Annotated in this window: 14 protein-coding genes; 12 read left to right on the top strand and 2 right to left on the bottom strand. The window is 41.0% G+C overall.

Features of this window, described 5'->3' with window-relative positions; genetic code table 11:
• Positions 1-138 precede the first annotated feature (138 nt).
• A complete protein-coding gene (locus tag BMX21_RS07190) occupies positions 139-1,575 on the top strand; it encodes a sensor domain-containing diguanylate cyclase (protein WP_092042860.1) in 1,437 nt (478 codons plus the stop codon).
• A 65-nt stretch (positions 1,576-1,640) separates the two neighbouring features.
• Complete coding sequence (locus BMX21_RS07185) at positions 1,641-3,002, top strand: MATE family efflux transporter (protein ID WP_092042858.1); 1,362 nt, start codon at positions 1,641-1,643, stop codon at positions 3,000-3,002.
• A gap of 185 nt (positions 3,003-3,187) precedes the next feature.
• On the opposite strand, the gene BMX21_RS07180 is transcribed toward BMX21_RS07185, so the two are convergent.
• Positions 3,188-3,694, bottom strand: a complete 507-nt coding sequence (locus BMX21_RS07180; RefSeq protein WP_027205423.1) for an ImmA/IrrE family metallo-endopeptidase — start codon at positions 3,692-3,694, stop codon at positions 3,188-3,190.
• A gap of 32 nt (positions 3,695-3,726) precedes the next feature.
• Positions 3,727-4,110 carry a helix-turn-helix domain-containing protein gene (locus BMX21_RS07175; RefSeq protein WP_022754507.1) on the bottom strand — a complete coding sequence of 128 codons (384 nt, stop codon included), beginning with the start codon at positions 4,108-4,110 and terminating at the stop codon, positions 3,727-3,729.
• 374 nt (positions 4,111-4,484) lie between these two features.
• On the opposite strand from BMX21_RS07175, the gene BMX21_RS07170 reads away from it, so the two are divergent.
• From BMX21_RS07170 to sctL, 10 genes are all read left to right on the top strand, one after another.
• Entirely contained in the window at positions 4,485-4,781 is a 297-nt protein-coding gene (locus BMX21_RS07170; protein ID WP_092042792.1) for a hypothetical protein, read from the top strand.
• Between the two features lie 442 nt (positions 4,782-5,223).
• Positions 5,224-7,311 carry a type I DNA topoisomerase gene (gene topA / locus BMX21_RS07165; RefSeq protein ID WP_092042789.1) on the top strand — a complete coding sequence of 696 codons (2,088 nt, stop codon included), beginning with the start codon at positions 5,224-5,226 and terminating at the stop codon, positions 7,309-7,311.
• Between the two features lie 364 nt (positions 7,312-7,675).
• Positions 7,676-9,229, top strand: a complete 1,554-nt coding sequence (gene yjeM / locus BMX21_RS07160; RefSeq protein WP_092042787.1) for a glutamate/gamma-aminobutyrate family transporter YjeM — start codon at positions 7,676-7,678, stop codon at positions 9,227-9,229.
• Positions 9,230-9,502: 273 nt separating this feature from the next.
• Positions 9,503-10,285 carry a GTP-sensing pleiotropic transcriptional regulator CodY gene (gene codY / locus BMX21_RS07155; protein WP_022752880.1) on the top strand — a complete coding sequence of 261 codons (783 nt, stop codon included), beginning with the start codon at positions 9,503-9,505 and terminating at the stop codon, positions 10,283-10,285.
• Positions 10,286-10,708: 423 nt separating this feature from the next.
• A complete protein-coding gene (gene flgB, locus BMX21_RS07150) occupies positions 10,709-11,107 on the top strand; it encodes a flagellar basal body rod protein FlgB (RefSeq protein WP_022752879.1) in 399 nt (132 codons plus the stop codon).
• 23 nt (positions 11,108-11,130) lie between these two features.
• A complete protein-coding gene (gene flgC / locus BMX21_RS07145) occupies positions 11,131-11,574 on the top strand; it encodes a flagellar basal body rod protein FlgC (protein ID WP_022752878.1) in 444 nt (147 codons plus the stop codon).
• Positions 11,575-11,778: 204 nt separating this feature from the next.
• On the top strand, positions 11,779-12,114 hold the full coding sequence (fliE, locus tag BMX21_RS07140; protein ID WP_092042784.1) for a flagellar hook-basal body complex protein FliE: 336 nt from the start codon (positions 11,779-11,781) through the stop codon (positions 12,112-12,114).
• 315 nt (positions 12,115-12,429) lie between these two features.
• Positions 12,430-14,058, top strand: a complete 1,629-nt coding sequence (gene fliF / locus BMX21_RS07135) for a flagellar basal-body MS-ring/collar protein FliF (protein ID WP_092042781.1) — start codon at positions 12,430-12,432, stop codon at positions 14,056-14,058.
• Between the two features lie 206 nt (positions 14,059-14,264).
• Positions 14,265-15,287 carry a flagellar motor switch protein FliG gene (gene fliG, locus BMX21_RS07130; protein WP_027205417.1) on the top strand — a complete coding sequence of 341 codons (1,023 nt, stop codon included), beginning with the start codon at positions 14,265-14,267 and terminating at the stop codon, positions 15,285-15,287.
• Complete coding sequence (gene sctL, locus BMX21_RS07125) at positions 15,280-16,284, top strand: type III secretion system stator protein SctL (RefSeq protein ID WP_092042778.1); 1,005 nt, start codon at positions 15,280-15,282, stop codon at positions 16,282-16,284. The genes fliG and sctL overlap by 8 nt, the downstream gene beginning before the upstream one ends.
• The last annotated feature ends 9 nt before the right edge of the window (positions 16,285-16,293 follow it).

Genomic DNA, 16,293 nt, shown 5'->3' with positions numbered 1-16,293 from the left:
TTATGCTCGTTCTTTGTTTCGGCTTTTTGTTTTGGCTATTTATTTTGATTTTTGTTTTGGCTTTTTTCGGTTAGTTATTTCGATTTTTTGCTTCGCTGTTCATATGTAAGATCAATAGCGGTCTTTGAAAGGATCTTTATGCGCAAACATATAGTTCTGATAACCAATATCCTTATTATTGTAGTAGTCGTGGCAGGCTTCATCGCTATAGAGTATGGCTTTGTAAGTTTCTATAGACAGCAGACGAGGGAACAGGCCCAAAATGCGGTAGTTGTAACCGGTGTAGATGTATCTTCCCAGATCTCAAATGTATCTACCACCCAGAGAGTAGCTTCTCAGATGATAGCTTCAGATCTTTTCTTGAAACAGTGGATCAAAACTGAGACACCCAATCCTGACGACAACAAGGATATACAGGTTCTATATGATTACCTTAAAGAGTACAAGAATGTACTTGGCTATGACACGGTATTCTTTGTATCAGATGAAACAGGCAATTATTATTATCAGGATGGTCTTAATAAGATCATCTCTCCTTTGGATGATTTTGACAGCTGGTATTACAATTTTGTAGAGCTTGATGAACCTTATGATATTGAGATTGACAGAGATGAAACTCAGGGGTATGCAGTTAACCTCTTTGTAAACTGCCGTGTTGAAGACGAGAAGGGCAATCTTCTGGGAGTTGCCGGTACTGCGCAGGAAATTGGTGAGATTGAAGAATATATCACCAGCATGCAGGATGCAATGGGCGTAGACATAATGATCGTCAACAATGGCAATGCCATGAATTCTTTTAGCGGAAGTACAGATCATTATAAGGATGTTTCGGAAGCTTCTAAGATTTTGGGGATTCCTGAGATAGTACTCACTTCAACGGATCTTGGAAATGAGGATTATATCTGGCTTGACAATATTCATTGTATGACGGTCAAGCACAATGCAGACCTTAACTGGAATGTTATCGTTGTTAAAGATATCACACAGATTCTTAATGGATACAAGAAGTTTGTATTTTATGCGATACTGCTTCTTATAGCAGTTCTTGTAGTCTTCATAACTGTCGCTACGGTTTTTCTTACCAAAATGAACAGGATGTCAATAGAACATGAGAATACAGACGATCTGACAGGCCTTTTTAATAATAGGATATTTAGGCAAAAATATACTGAAAGTCTTCGAAAACATCGTGACAATATATCACTTTTTATGATTGATGTTGATGATTTTAAAAAGTACAATGATCAGATGGGCCATCTGTATGGCAATGGTGTTCTTAAACTTGTATCAACACTCCTACTACAGACTGTTGGAGATAGCGGTATCGTAGGAAGATGGGGCGGCGATGAGTTCATAGGTATCATGTATATGAATTCTCAAAGAACTGCGGATCTTCTAAGGCACCTTCAAAAGGACCTTGATGATGCAGAGACCAAGATGCCGGTGAGGATCAGCGGTGGCGTTACTGGTGTGCGCCATGGCGATACAATAGAAGCTGCCATTGATAGGGCTGATGTGGGCCTGTATGAGAGTAAGAATGCGGGCAAGGGCACGGTGACCGTGCATGATGCGTGAGAAGATGCGGTCGTGGTGTGCTTTGCAGATTTGCAAGTATACATAGAAAACTGAAAGGAACTTATATGAAATCTGATATGACTAAGGGAGCGATTGCCCCTATATTGATAAAATTTATGCTGCCACTATTTATTGGGAATCTGTTCCAGCAGTTTTATAATATGGTGGATACGCTAATTGTAGGCAGATATGTAGGGACGGATGCTCTTGCGGCAGTTGGTGCTACGGGTACTATTATGTTCCTGATCCTGGGTTTTGCTAACGGTCTTGCTACGGGATTTACTGTTCTTACCAGTCAGAGCTACGGAGCTCATGATGACAGAAGACTTCGTCATAGTATTGCCAATGCTGTGATACTGGCAGTTATCGTGACACTTATAACTACTATGGTAAGTGTTATCAGCATGAAGTCTATACTTCGTATGATGAATACGCCGGATGATATATTCGATTATGCATATTCTTATATAATCACTATATCTTATGGTATATGTGCAAGCGTCTTTTATAATCTTGGTGCATCAATACTTAGAGCTGTAGGCAATAGTAAAGTTCCGCTTTATTTCCTTATTTTCTCTGCATGTCTTAATGTGGGACTTGATTTTGTATGTATAGTAGGATTTGATCTTAAGACTTTCGGAGCAGCTCTTGCTACCGTTGTATCTCAGGGAATATCAGCAGTTTTATGCTTTGTATATATCTATAAGAAACAGAGGTCTATGTGGCCTGAAAGAAGTGACTGGCACCTTGAAGCCAGGGATACAAGCCATCAGCTAAGAGTAGGCGTACCTATGGCGCTTCAGTTCGCTATAACTGCGTCAGGAACCATGATCATGCAGGCTGCTATCAATCTGTTTGGCTCTACAGCTGTTGCATCATTCACTGCTGCAAGTAAGATCCAGGGACTTATAACTCAGGGTATGCCTTCCATGGGACAGACTATAGCTGCCTATGCCGGACAGAACTTTGGCGCTGGCAGGTACGACAGATTAAAAGATGGTATCAAGAATTCCATGATCATCATGACTGTATATTCTGTTGTTGCAGCTGTTCTTTCATTATCACTTTTAGAGCCTGCAATGCATCTGTTCTTTGATTCGGCGCAGGATGTTGCAGTTCACCTTCCATGGGCTATTCCATACATAAGATTCTGCGCTATGTGCTATATACCTCTTTCTGCTATATTCATCTTTAGAAATATGATGCAGGGCTGCGGATTCGGGTTCCTTCCTATGATGGGCGGAGTAGTAGAGCTGGTATCAAGGGCTATCATGGCAGTTTTGTCAATGAAGCTCATGATCTATGAACTTGCCAGCGCCTGCGACCCGGCAGCATGGCTTACTACCGGTATATTTACATTTGTAGCATGGCTCTATGTTGCGCCTAAGATTGAGAAGACGTTTGCCGGAAGGCAGATAATTAAATAAAAATATTAATCCTCTGTCAAAATGGCTAAGCTACATGGCTGAAATAGAAGATGAGTACCCTAGTGTGGGAAGGGAGATCTTTATGCTTCTATAAGAAAAAACAGCCGAAAAACACCAAATAAAACAGCCGAAAAACACCAAATAAAACAGCCTAAAATCACTTGAATTGATGATTTTGGGCTGTTTTATTTTAAAAAGTCATTCCTGTGATCAACCTGATTAAAGTTGTATCCGCGCCTTATCATATCTGAAGCCTTCAGGGCTACAAGATTGATGTCTGAATACATGGCGCGGGCTATCTGTGATACATCCATGCCCTGATAGATGTAGTCGAGGATTTCGTCATCGGGAAGGGATATTTCTGCAGCAAAAAGATTGGCCTCATATTCCATGCGGCTTGTCTGCATATCAAAAAGATCGTATTCTGCAAAGGCCTTGGCTATGTCTCTATGAAGACGGTCATGGCCTATTTCATGCAAGATTACGATGTTGTAGATCTCGGGAGCAAGGTCTTCCTTGATGAATATAAAAGGTATATCTTCTATGACCTGATATACCCCTTTTTGTTTTCTGAAAGGGACAGGCTTAACTGATATATCCAGATAATCAGCCAGAGAAGCCGGATCAGAAGTTCCGGCTTCTCTTATAAGTTTATGTGCCTGTTCAATTATATGATCATTATCGTAGTACATAATATGTTTTGATTTTTGTTTTGGTATATACGTTAGGCGTTTGCATCGTCATGGTGCTTCTTCTTGGCTTCTACATAAGCCTGCTGCATAGAGAGCATGAGAACATCCATATCGTCCTCATCCATCTTGCCGCCTGAAAAAAGGCTTGTAAGCTCTGCTACAAGACGCTTGGCTTCGACCTTATATTCAACTTCCTCTGAACTTATCAGGAATCTGTCATCGTCAGATACAAGATCTGCAGGAGTTACGCCCAGTACGTCAGCTATCTTGCGGAGCTGATTGGAGGTACGTGGGATGCTGAGATCTGTCTCGTAGGATGAGATGGTTCTCTGGGCTACACCCGATGCCTGTGCAAGTTCTGTCTGGGATATTTTACGTTCTTTTCTGATTGATTTAAGTTTCTGTCCAAATGACATAGTGATCTCCTCTGAGTTAGTCCTCTTATATTGTTAATGCTAAGCTTGAATATTGAATTACCGGTTCGGAAAATGCGTAAAATATAGCTTTCCGATGATTGTATTTCAGAATCTGCAAATTCGTGAAATGAACATATAGATCCTCTGAAAAATAGTAATACAAATGCTAAAATATTGACATTAGCATATTAACATCATAAAATGAAAATGATGAAGTTGAAATGCTAAAACTATGATACAGTATTGTAACATGTTTGGCAAGAGATAAGAGCAGGTTTTATGACTATAATAAAGCTGATAGCAGATCTGCATCGCATGAACACAGCAGGAAGTGCTTATCTGCCAATGCCGGGGCTCACAATATGAGGTTATATATGGATCAGAACAAAGTATTTGTAAAAAGGACGACCAGCCAGAGAGGTACTGTTTCAGGCAACAGGAAAGTATATGTGGAGGTCGAGGCCACTTTTACCAAAGACGGGTTCCTAAGACCTGTCTGGATCATATGGGAAGACGGGACTCGTTATATGATAGATAAGGTCCAAAACTGCAAAAGGGCTGCCAGTCTGTCAGCCGGCGGTTGCGGCATCTTGTATGAATGTATGGTCTGCGGCCGGCAGATACATCTTTTCTATGAAGAGAATTATAAATGGTTTGTATGCAGGAATTAAGATGTAAGCAAAAAATATGCTAATATAGCTTTTGCATGATAACTTCCAAAATCTTTTAAAAGAACTACTATGCATTCCAAGTGGGGAGCTTTAAAGAAATATATTTAAAGTATCAGTAGATTTTCATATATCAACCTTACATTTTGAGGATAATGTGCAGTTTTAATGATAATAATTACGGGTGATCTGGGCACTTTAATATATTTTTTTCAAAAGATATTGATTTGAAGCGGTTTTATGGTTTTTGGAATAACATGTAAAAAGTACCTATAGAAAAGTAATATTAGAAGATTTTTTTAATAAAAGTTGCCAAATTCTAAAAAGTAGAGTATAGTTCTGACTTGTACAAAGCGAAAAAAATGAGTACATATATATAGAAGAAACTCAATTTGCATTTGGATAAAAATAAAAATGTGGCCCAAGGCTGCAGAAAGGTTATTTAATGGCAGGAAACAAATTACTCATCGTTGAGTCACCAACCAAGGTCAAGGCAATTAAAAAATTTCTTGGAAGCGGTTATGACGTTGCGGCGAGCAACGGACATGTAAGAGATCTTCCCAAATCACAGATGGGAATAGATATTGAGCATGATTATGAGCCAAAATATATAACAATTCGCGGCAAGGGAGACTTGCTTGCAGATCTTCGCAAAAAGGTTAAAAAAGCAGATCATATATATCTCGCAACTGACCCTGACCGAGAGGGTGAGGCTATAAGCTGGCATCTTATTGCAGCTTTAAAACTTGCAGACAGCGGCAAGAAGGTATCTCGTGTTACATTTAATGAGATAACCAAGAATGCTGTTAAGGAAGCACTCAAGCATCCAAGAGACATAGATATGAACCTTGTTGATGCTCAGCAGGCAAGACGTGTTCTTGACCGTATCGTAGGTTACAGCATCAGTCCTCTTTTGTGGAATAAGATCAAAAGAGGTCTCTCTGCCGGACGTGTACAGTCAGTAGCGCTTCGTATCATCTGCGACAGAGAAGATGAGATCAATGCATTTATACCAAAAGAATACTGGAGCCTTGATGTCAATCTTGGAGTATCAGGTGAGAAGAAGCCTCTCGTAGCTCACTATTATGGTGAGGGCGATGAGAAAAAAGAGATTGAATCCAAGGAAGAGCTTGAAAAACTTGTAAAGTCACTTGAGGGTGAGAAATACAAGATAACACAGATCAAGAAGAGCGTAAGAAGTAAGAAGGCTCCGCTTCCGTTTACAACATCAACACTTCAGCAGGAAGCATCTAAGGCTCTTAACTTCAGCACACAAAAGACAATGCGTGTTGCACAGCAGCTCTATGAAGGAATTGATATCAAGGGAAGCGGTACTGTAGGTCTTATCACCTATCTTCGTACAGACTCTACACGTATAGCAGATGAAGCTCAGGCAGCTGCAGCAGGATATATAGAGGCTAACTTTGGCAAGGAATATCTTGCAGAAGGCGAAGCTAAGTCAAAGAATACACAGAAGATCCAGGATGCGCATGAAGCGATCCGTCCTACAGATGTTAACAGAACACCTGTAGTTGTTAAGGAATATCTTTCAAGAGAGCAGTTCCGTCTCTACCAGCTTATATGGCGCAGATTCATGGCATCACGTATGGCACCTGCCAAGTATGAGACAACATCAGTTCGTATAGATGCCGGAACACACAGATTTACTGTTGCTGCATCCAAGACTGTATTCGATGGTTTCATGAATGTATATACAGATGATGAAGACAAGATCGAGAAGAATACGCTCATGAAGGGAATAGATGAAAAGTCTGTTCTTAAGTTCGAATCTTTCGATCCTCAGCAGCACTTCACACAGCCCAAGGCTCATTATACAGAAGCATCCCTGGTACATGACCTTGAGCAGCTTGGAATAGGACGTCCATCTACATATGCTCCTACAATAGGAACTATTCTGGCTCGTCACTATATCTCCAAGGATGGCAAGAATCTGTTTGTAACAGATTTGGGACTTGCTGTTAATAAAGTAATGAACGATCAGTTCAGCCAGATCGTTAATGTTAACTTTACAGCTAACCTTGAGACACTTCTTGATGGCGTAGCAGAAGGTACTGTTAAGTGGAAGACTATCATTGAGAACTTCTATCCTGATCTTGATGAGGCTGTTAAGAAAGCGGAAGAGGAGCTTGAGAAAGTAACGGTCGCTGATGAAGAGACAGATGTAATCTGCGAGAACTGTGGTCGTAACATGGTTATCAAGTACGGTCCTCATGGTAAGTTCCTGGCTTGCCCGGGATTTCCTGATTGCCGTAACACCAAGCCTTACTTTGAGAAGATCGGTGTAGAGTGCCCTGAGTGTGGCAAGGATGTTGTCATCAAGATGACAAAGAAGGGAAGACGCTATTATGGCTGTCTTGGATTCCCGGAGTGTGAATTCATGTCATGGGCAAGACCTTCTAAGATCAAGTGTCCTACATGTGGCGGATACATGGTTGAGAAGGGCAACAAGCTTGCATGTGCCAATCAGGAATGCGGCTATGTAATGGACAAGCCTGAAGATGATAAAGACTGATCTGATTTAGTAAGAATAAAGCTTTTCCAAAAGCATATAGATTGTAATTCAAAGAGCTGTTTAGCAGATGCTAAATGGCTCTTTTTTGTGTCTGCTGTGGACTGAGGCAAGGACCATTTAGGTATAGGAATGTTATTAGAGTATATGTGAGTTTATAGAAAGACAAAAGCGAAAAAATCAATCATTGATAGATGATAAAAAGATAATTTAGGGATTAAAACTTTTGAAGTTAAAAGCGTTGAAGTACTGAAATTTCAACGTTTTTGGACATTTTCACCTAGAGAAAAATGACATTTCATGGTATACTAATTGGCGTTGCTTTGCAAAAATTTATACTTAAAATTTTTATGGAAAGAAGTTAGCTATGAAAGAGAAAAAGTTAGGACTTACGTCCCTCATATTGATGATTTTTACATCAGTTTACGGATTTAATAACATCCCGCGTTCTTATTACCTAATGGGGTATGCAGCAATTCCCTGGTTTGTGATAGCAGGCATCTTATTCTTTATTCCATTTGCATTTATGGTTGCTGAGTTTGGATCTGCATTTAGCCATGAATCAGGAGGTATGTACTCATGGATGTGCAAGTCAGTAGGACCTAAGTATGCATTCATTGGTACATTCATGTGGTATACATCATATGTTTTATGGATGGTCAATGTTTCATCTGGTATCTGGGTTCCGGTATCTAATATTCTATTTGGTAGAGACACGACAGCTACCTGGTCATTATTTGGATCAGACTTTTTGTCAGGCTCAAGACTACTTGGTATCATGGCTGTAGCATTTTTTATCTTCATCACATACTTTGATGCCAAGGGCGTTGATAAGATAAGCAAAGTAACTTCGATCGGTGGTACAGCTGTTCTTACTATCAATATATTAGTGGTTGTAGGCTCTATCGTTATGATAATTGTCCGTGGCGGGCAGCTGCAGCAGCCATTTGAGGGCTTCGAGTCACTTAAGACTCCGCTCAATGCTTCATATCAGGGTAGCCCTATTGCTATTCTTTCATTCATCGTATATGCACTCTTTGCATATGGCGGAATTGAAGCTGTAGGCGGCCTTGTTGATAAGACAGAAAATCCAGAGAAGAACTTTCCTAAGGGAATAATTTCTGCAGCTATGGTTATTGTTGCAGGATACGCTTTTCTTATCATGCTTGTCGGTTCATTTACAAACTATAGTGAGATCCTTGGAAGCAAGGAGATCACACTTGGAAATGTGTCATACGTGATCATGTCCAATTTTGCTGCAGAAATAGGTAAAGCATTTGGCGTTAGTCATTCAGCACAGCTGGCACTTGCTCACGGCTTTGCACGCGTTTATGCATTTATCATGCTTCTTGCACTAATGGGAGCAATGTTCACACTTGTATATTCACCACTTAAGCAGATCATCGAGGGAACCCCCAAAGAGCTCTGGCCAGGTAAGATGGGTGAGATTGACAAGGACGGCATGCCAGGGAATGCTATGTGGATTCAGTGCACTATCGTATGCGTAATGATTCTACTTATATCTTTTGGCGGCGATACAATGCAGCAGTTCTTCCTGATCCTTACCGCAATGGTTAATGTTGGAATGACAGTTCCTTACATGTTCATATCATATGCTTTTCCTAAGTTTAAGAAGATGAAGGATGTAGACCGCAGCTTTGTTGTATTCAAGAGCCAGAAGTCAGCAACTATCTGGGGCTATGTAGTAACGATCACATTGTTTTTGGCGAACTTATTTGCTATCATCCAGCCTGCAATGGAAGGTGATATCAAAACAACAATATGGTCACTTAGTGGTCCTGTCATCTTTGGTATATGTGCATGGCTTATTTACTCTTCATATGAGAAGAAAACACATGCAAGCGAAGCTGCAGAAGATATTCTAAAAGACAATACTGCAGAGGATGCTAGAGTAATCTAATAAGATATGTATAAAGCTGTTGGCGATAGTCAGCAGCTTTTTTGCAGAAAAGAGCCCTAGTGACGGAGGTAAGGACTTATTTGTCATAATACCGATAATTGTCAGAACATTAATGCAAATTGTTGCATTTGTTTGCTTTATTCGATTGATTTATGCCTTGTTTGTGTTTATAATGAGATGGGTATTATAAAAAATGTTTTATGTGCCTAAATATAAATATCAATTGAATGATGCAAATAGTATTCTATTGGCAATTACAGAAAGGATTTGATCATGAGCAGCGTTCAGCTTCTTGACAAGACTCGTAAGATTGGTAAGCTTCTTCATAATGTTAATTCCGGCAAGGTAGTATTTAATGATATCTGTGATGTTCTGGGAGAAATTCTTTTTTCAAATGTTCTTGTTATAAGCAGAAAAGGCAAAGTCCTTGGAACTTCAACAAGGCCTGATATTCCGGAGATAAGCGATCTTCTTATTGGTAAGGTTGGAAGTTTTGTAGATCCTATGCTCAATGAGAGACTTCTTACAATCCTTTCTACCAAGGAGAATGTGAATCTGACTACTCTTGGTTTTGATTCTGAAGAATCAGACCGATATCAGGCAATCATAACACCTATAGATATAGCCGGAGAGAGGCTTGGAACCCTGTTTATATATAAGGTTGAGCAGGCCTACGAGATAGACGACATCATCCTGTGCGAATATGGCACTACAGTTGTCGGTCTTGAGATGCTTCGTGCTGTTAATGAAGAGAGTGCAGAAGAAAACCGTAAGATAGCGGTTGTTAAGTCTGCAATCAGCACCCTTTCATTCTCTGAGATGGAAGCGATCGTACATATATTCGACGAACTCAACGGTATGGAGGGCGTACTTGTAGCCAGCAAGATTGCTGACAGAGACGGAATCACCCGTTCAGTTATAGTCAATGCTCTTCGTAAGTTTGAAAGCGCCGGTGTTATCGAGTCCAGAAGTTCCGGCATGAAAGGAACTTATATCAAAGTTCTTAACGATGTGGTTTTTGATGAAGTTAAGAAACTCAAAAAAGAGTCAAAATAAGCTGGAAAATCCTTAATGTATTGCTTCTTTATATAAAAATTATTTGTCAAAATGTCTAGAAAACAAAAAAGCCAGGAGATGCCGCTCCCTGGCTTTTTCTATACCGTTCTGGTCAAGGTAGCTAATTTATAATGAGCTTCGCTGGCATACTCCCTAGTTGTGCAATCCCTAAACAATCTGCATTTTTCAGCCGAAATAATGTTAGAGAGTAAAGATTTTTACAGCAATATACGATAATACGTTAACGATGCTTGCATATTACAATTAAAAGTTTTATCATAAATATTGAATAAACAGATAATATTTTACTCTATTTGCGATAATTAATTCCAAGGATGGGAGAAGCGCATAATCAAGCAGGAGCAATAAGCTGCAAAATTATAACGTTTAGGGCCGCGGAATAGGCGGAAAATAGGAGTAAGTATGATTAATTCCAACGCATTCGATTATATTAATGTTCTAGATGCAACGGCTGATGCTACGTGGGTAAGGAATGAGATCCTTGCCAATAACATTGCTAATGCGACAACTCCCGGATATAAAAGAGAAGATATAGATTTTGAAAATGAACTAAGACGAGCTCTTGGTAATATGAAATATAAATCACTAGACGAAAAGGTTGCTAACCTTCGCGGAACTAAAGTTAAAGGAAGAAGCTTTAAAGATAGCGTTAATTATTCCTATCGTCTTGATGAGAACAATGTCGATCCGGAGCAGGAGAACATAGAGCTTGTATCTAACCAGCTCAAGTATCAGGGTGTAATAGCAGGGCTTACATCTGAGTTCCAGAATCTTCAGACGGCTATGAAAGCGCCTTCATGATGAAGCTTAGAAAGGAGCTTTAAATGGGTTTATTTACTTCTTTTGATATTAATGGATCCGGTCTTACAGCGCAGAGATTCCGTATGGATATCATCTCTGAGAATATAGCCAATGCTAATACGACCCGTGATGAAGACGGAGATCCTTATGTACGTAAGGTTGTAACATTTGCGGAAAAAGGGGAACAGACCCCCTTTACAAAAATATTTAATAAAAAACTTGATCAGTACTCGGGTAAAGGTGTGAAAGTCACAACCGTTCGGGAAGACACCGAGACGCAGATGAACATAGTATATGATCCGTCTCATCCGGATGCTGATGAAGACGGCTATGTTACATATCCTAATGTCAACATCGTAACAGAGATGACCAATCTCATCGATGCTGCAAATGCTTATCAGGCCAATGCGACTGCTTTTAACGCAAGTAAGCAGATCGCGCAGATGGGACTTACAATGGGAAAGTGAGGTAGCTAAAAGGGCGGAAAGTTTTATTTCGGGTAAATACTATTGTTAGGGGCAAATGTTCGGGGCGGAGACTTGTTCGGGGAGTATCCTTTCGTGAAGATCTGTATGATCTTCATGCCTTAATGCACAGGGCAGATTTAAGGCAGCTTTAGGGGAAGGGTATTTCATGGGACAAGTTTTGTGTACCCAAAAAGGAGAGGGCTGATGGCTGATATATCTAATCTTACAAATGTATCTTCCGGCGCTGTCAAAGCTGCCGAGAAAAGAACCAGCCGGGTTAGTAATCCGGTTGGCAAGGCAGAGGATGATCGCAACACTTTTTCCAGAATCCTTGCTACAACTATCGATAATATCAATACTACCAATGCTTATCTGTCAGATGCCGAGAATGCAGAGATAGAATGGGCACTTGGTCAGTCCAAGAATACCCATGATCTTACAATTGCCATGTCTAAAGCTTCAACAGCACTTCAATATACAGTAGCAGTAAGAGACAGAGTGCTTACTGCTTATAACCAGCTAATGCAGATGCAATTCTAAAGTGCCTAGAAATGCATCCATGCATTTCTATACAGGCACAAGATACATCCTGTATCCGGGGCGCCAGGAAATGCATCCATGATCATCATTATGGGAGACATCGGATTATAGTCTTAATTCCTTTTTGAAAATGGGACATTTTCAAACTCATCATTTCATATTCTTGACTTCGGGTTTCTGACTTCTTGTTATTGACTTCGTGTTACATGCTTTATGGATGCAGCCTATGTTATTTGCAACTGGGAGAGGCTGATGATTCCAAATTAGGGTTGGCCGTATGGATCTTATTCTTCGTACGCAGAAGGGGAGGTAAGCATGCCCGATAGATTAAAAGCAATTCTCGACCGCGCCAAAGAGTGGTGGAACCGCTTTACAACTAAACAAAAGACTATGATAGTCGCAGTAGCTGCCGGTGCGCTTGTCACCCTGGCAGTTCTTGTGATGATATTTTCACAACCTAAGTACATCACGCTGGTTACAGCAGATGATACCAAGCAGGCTGCTGAGATAAGAGATCTTCTTGAAGAAAACAGCATAGATTATCAGCTGTCGGAAGATGCTCTTGTATTTAAGGTCCGCGAAGAGAGCCAGCAGGATGCAAGACTCCTTCTTGCGTCCAACGGCGTGCAGGCTGACGATTATACAATTGATAAAGTTACTGATTCTTCTTTTACCACAACAGAATCTGATAAACAGAAGAAGTACGTTACATATATGGAAAAAAAGCTGGAGAAGGATCTTGCATCTATTGAATCAGTAAACTGGGCAAGGATCACTCTTCATGTTCCTGAAGATGATGGAACTCTTCTTGCATCACAGGAAGATTCTACAGCAAGTATACTTCTTGAATTAAATGATCCGGAGCATTTTACCAAAGACAATGCAACATATATTGCCAAGATAATATCCGCAGCTTTAGGAAATGAGACTACCGAAGGCATAGTTATCATGGATTCGACAGGCATGATGCTCTATGCGGGTGGAGATGAGACTGTAATGGGTATAGCTACTTCTCAGCTTACATTAAAACAACAGGCTGAAGCTGCAGTAAGAACGGCAGTAAAAAATGTAATACTTGGAACCAACATGTATGACAACGTAGAAGTTGGTACCAATCTGAATATGGATTTTTCCACAATAGATGACACGATTCATACATACACACCTGTTGAAGGTGGATCTCAGGGCGTTTTAAGTGAACACAGATCTTATTCCTCGGATTCTACAGGAGGTGAGTCGGGGGTACCTGGGACAGATAGTAACGATGGCACAACCTATGTGACTCAGGACAATGAGAATTATTCTCAGTCGGTCACGGAAGAAGAGTCACATTATCTTCCAAACGAAAGGATCACAACTACCAATACCCCTCCCGGGGCGATTGATTACACTACATCAACTGTATCTGTATCAGCAATCAATTATGTAATACTTAATGAGGATGATTACAAAGCAGAAGATCATGAGGGTCTTAGCTGGAAAGAATATAAGGTTGCAAATGCTCAGCCTGTTGATGTTACTGAAACAATAGATGCAGCAACGCTTACAAGGCTTCAGAACCTTGTAGCCAATGCAACAGGCATCAGCACAGAAAATGTTACCGTAGGTCTTTTTGAACAGAATATCTATTTTGATAGTGAAGGCTTTAATATGAGCCTTACAGATCTGCTGCAGATAATCCTCATCCTCGTGATACTTGCACTTCTTGCATTTGTTATCATCAGAAGTCTTCATTCCGAGCGCCAGGAAGAGGTGGAGGACGAGCCGGAAGAACTGTCTGTTGAGCAGCTTCTTGAGTCTCAGCCAGAAGAAGCTGAATCTCTTGAGAATATCGAAATGGATGAAGGATCTGAGACCAAGAAACTTATCGAAGAATTTGTTGAGTCCAATCCGGAAGCAGCTGCGAACCTGCTCCGTAACTGGCTTAATGATGATTTTGCATGACATAGAAATGCATCCATGCATTTCTGGACATGTCTTGGAAGCAATCCTGCTTCCGTGATTGGCACATAGAAATGCATCCATGCATTTCTAGACATGTGCTAGATGCATCCTGCATCCGTGACTGGCACATAGAAATGCATCCAATATAGTTTTAACAATAACAAAATGGGAGAAAACGTATGTCAGAAGAAGGCTTAATGCAAGGCATGGCGCCTGCGTCAAATTTGACAGACAACCTTTCAGGCACACAGAAGGCGGCGATACTTCTCATCGCGCTTGGACCCGAGAAGTCATCTCTTATCTTTAAATACCTGAAGGAGGAGGAGATTGAGGAGCTCACTCTGGAGATTGCCAACACAAGATCTGTAAGCTCTGAGATAAAAGAGGCTGTTATCAATGATTTCTACGGCGTATGTCTTGCTCAGCAGTACATTGCTGAAGGCGGTATCACATATGCCAAGGAACTCCTTGAAAAAGCACTTGGTGAAGACAAGGCTATGGATGTTATCAGTAAACTTACTGCATCCTTGCAGGTTAAGCCTTTTGAATTTATCAGAAAGACTGACCCTTCACAGATACTTACTTTCATACAGGATGAGCATCCTCAGACGATCGCACTTATTTTGTCCTACATGTCACCAGCGCAGAGCTCGCAGATCCTGGGTGCCCTTACTCCTGACAGACAGGCAGATGTTGCCAAGAGGATAGCGACTATGGATAGAACGAGTCCGGATACTATCAAGGATGTAGAAAAAGTACTTGAGACCAAGCTGTCGTCTCTTGTTAACCAGGATTATACGATCATCGGCGGTGTCGATGCTGTTGTTGAGATTCTCAATACAGTTGATCGTCAGACAGAAAAGCATATCATGGAAACTCTCGAGATCGAAGAGCCCGAGCTTGCTGATGAGATCCGTAAGAAGATGTTCGTATTCGAAGATATCCTCATGCTGGATGACCGTTCGATTCAGAGAGTACTTCGCGATGTTGATAACTCAGATCTGTCTCTTGCTTGTAAAGGTGCAAATGAGCAGGTTCAGACTGCGATTTTCAACAACCTTTCAAAGCGTCTTGCAGTTATGATCAAGGAAGATATGGACTTCATGGGTCCTGTTCGTATGAAGGATGTTGAAGAAGCTCAGCAGAAGATCGTTAACATTATCAGAAAGCTTGAAGATTCCGGCGAGATCGTAATCTCCAGGGGCGGAGGTGATGATATAGTTGTCTAATCTTGTAAAAGGCATGTGGGTAACTCTTGATAGTGAAGATACAAGAATCATCGATAATAATGAGCTGTCTGATATCAAGATTCAGGAGTCTTACGAGGAAGAGATGCGGCGCCGTGCAAGGCAAAGTGCCCAGATGCAGACTGAAGAAGGCATGGACGGCATGGATGACACGTACGAACCCTCTTTTAACGAAGGACTTCCTGCAGAACCGATTGACAGACTGATGGAAGATCAGGAGGGTATGGATGGAATGGATGCAATGCCCTCTGAGATGAGTCTGTCTGATTTTGATGGCGAAAGCGGCATGATGCCGGATTCTCCGAGCCAGATGCCGGGCGACGAATACGGCGGGCAGGATCCTTCATATGGCGGTCCGGGAGATATGCCTCCAAATATTCAAAAAGATATAGATCAGATATTAAACGATGCTCAGGTACAGGCCAATCAGATAGTTGCTGATGCCAGAGCTCAGGCTGATCAGATTCTGAGTCAGGCAAGGGAAGAAGGCCACCGCCAAGGTTACGACGAAGGTTTTCAGGAAGGCATGAGTAAGTCTGAAGACAAGATAGAGAAGACCCTTCAGAAAAAAGAGAAAGAGCTTGAGGCAAGATACGAGCGTATGACCCAGTCTGTAGAACCTGAGATGGTTGATACACTGACAAGGATCTACGAGCATGTGTTCAACGTATCCTTTAAAGATGATAAGGAGATAATCCTTCACCTTCTCCAGACGGCTCTTTCAAGGATAGATTCAAGCGGAAGCCTTCTTATACACATTTCGCCTGATGACTATGACATGATCACAGATGCCAAGGAACAGCTCATGCAAAACGTAGTAAGCCCGGATACGGTACTTGAACTTGTAGAAGATCCTACACTTAAAGAAAATGAGTGCATTATCGAAACTGATGGCGGAATCTTTGACTGCAGCGTTGGAGTTGAGCTTGAAGAACTCGGAAGAAAGATAAAGCTTCTTTCTTTTGACCGTAGGAATTAGTAGGAGACC

The sequence above is a fragment of the Butyrivibrio sp. TB genome (assembly GCF_900110805.1).
GTDB classification, from domain to species: Bacteria; Bacillota; Clostridia; order Lachnospirales; family Lachnospiraceae; genus Butyrivibrio; species Butyrivibrio fibrisolvens_C.
The sequence above is the reverse complement of the archived record's forward strand: the minus strand, read 5'-3'. Positions and strand labels throughout refer to the sequence as shown.

Bases quoted from the DNA above. Each gene is read 5' to 3' on its own strand.
- BMX21_RS07190 (WP_092042860.1), top strand. From the start codon at position 139: ATGCGCAAACATATAGTTCTGATAACCAATATCCTTATTATTGTAGTA.
- BMX21_RS07185 (WP_092042858.1), top strand. From the start codon at position 1,641: ATGAAATCTGATATGACTAAGGGAGCGATTGCCCCTATATTGATAAAA.
- BMX21_RS07180 (WP_027205423.1), bottom strand. From the start codon at position 3,694: ATGTACTACGATAATGATCATATAATTGAACAGGCACATAAACTTATA.
- BMX21_RS07175 (WP_022754507.1), bottom strand. From the start codon at position 4,110: ATGTCATTTGGACAGAAACTTAAATCAATCAGAAAAGAACGTAAAATA.
- BMX21_RS07170 (WP_092042792.1), top strand. From the start codon at position 4,485: ATGGATCAGAACAAAGTATTTGTAAAAAGGACGACCAGCCAGAGAGGT.
- topA (WP_092042789.1), top strand. From the start codon at position 5,224: ATGGCAGGAAACAAATTACTCATCGTTGAGTCACCAACCAAGGTCAAG.
- yjeM (WP_092042787.1), top strand. From the start codon at position 7,676: ATGAAAGAGAAAAAGTTAGGACTTACGTCCCTCATATTGATGATTTTT.
- codY (WP_022752880.1), top strand. From the start codon at position 9,503: ATGAGCAGCGTTCAGCTTCTTGACAAGACTCGTAAGATTGGTAAGCTT.
- flgB (WP_022752879.1), top strand. From the start codon at position 10,709: ATGATTAATTCCAACGCATTCGATTATATTAATGTTCTAGATGCAACG.
- flgC (WP_022752878.1), top strand. From the start codon at position 11,131: ATGGGTTTATTTACTTCTTTTGATATTAATGGATCCGGTCTTACAGCG.
- fliE (WP_092042784.1), top strand. From the start codon at position 11,779: ATGGCTGATATATCTAATCTTACAAATGTATCTTCCGGCGCTGTCAAA.
- fliF (WP_092042781.1), top strand. From the start codon at position 12,430: ATGCCCGATAGATTAAAAGCAATTCTCGACCGCGCCAAAGAGTGGTGG.
- fliG (WP_027205417.1), top strand. From the start codon at position 14,265: ATGGCGCCTGCGTCAAATTTGACAGACAACCTTTCAGGCACACAGAAG.